Genomic DNA, 1,034 nt, shown 5'->3' with positions numbered 1-1,034 from the left:
CGGATGGACGATGGCTCGGCTGCCGAGCGACCTTCTTCCTGCCGATCCATGTTCTCTCTCGCCTGTTCCGGCGGCTGTTCCTCGATCGGCTTGAGATGGCCCATGCGGCCGGACGGCTGCGCTTCTCCGGCGCGCTCGACAGGCTGGGTGACGCCGGTGCCTTCACAGCCGCGATCCAGCAGCTGCGACGCAAGAGCTGGGTCGTCTATTCGAAGCCGCCTTTCGGTTCGCCCGAACATGTCCTCGCCTACCTTGGCCGCTACACCCACCGGGTCGCCATCGCCAGCAGTCGCCTGGTCAGCGCGGACGAGACCAGCGTAACCTTCCGCTGGCGCGATTACCGTCACGGCAACGCACCCAGGCTGATGTCGCTCGATCCGCACGAGTTCATCCGGCGCTTCCTCATCCACAGCCTGCCGGACGGCTTCCATCGCATCCGCCATTATGGCTTCCTCGCCAATGGCTGCCGCCGCGCCCGGCTCAGGATCATCCGGCAGCTATTGACCGCGACGACGCCCGCTCCGATCGCCGCAACCGGCGAGACCACCAGGCCACTCCCGCGCTTTGACCCAACCGTCTGCCCCTGCTGTGGCGGCATTCTGCGCATCACCGCCACGCTGCCGCGATGGCGCACCGGGCCATCACGATCGCAGCCAGACACCTCATGACGATGGGATCTCGACCAAACTTTGATCGCGTCAGCGTCGCGGTATCAGTGCCGACGAACGCGATGAGGCCCCATGCCGGCATCTTTGTCGATCCGCCCAAAGTGCCGGAGCATCACGCCAAGCTAACCCCAAAATGCCGAAAGGCGCGGCAATCATCTGGGCCAGCGTTGCCGTTTCGGCCTCGCCTGCACCGGTATGGCAGCATTGCACCACCCCAAACTACTCATCTGGAGCGAGCCTCGCGACACTAATCCCATAGGTCGCGCGCGCGTCAGCGGGTTAGCTCAATCCGGCTTCAATGAGGTCGCGCACAGCGCCAAGCCCCACCCTCAGCGCCGCGCGACCTCACAGAACCCTCCAGATTCC

General features: G+C 65.1%; 1 protein-coding gene. It reads left to right on the top strand.

Going from position 1 to position 1,034, the window contains the following annotated elements; translation table 11 throughout:
• The coding region (locus BM052_RS19285; protein ID WP_177198588.1) for an IS91 family transposase at positions 1-668 on the top strand (668 nt) is incomplete at its 5' end.
• Between the last annotated feature and the right edge of the window lie 366 nt (positions 669-1,034).

Origin of the sequence: Novosphingobium sp. CF614 (assembly GCF_900113255.1) — a bacterium.
In the GTDB taxonomy this organism is placed as follows: domain Bacteria; phylum Pseudomonadota; class Alphaproteobacteria; order Sphingomonadales; family Sphingomonadaceae; genus Novosphingobium.
This window is presented reverse-complemented; position numbering and strand designations above follow the sequence as displayed.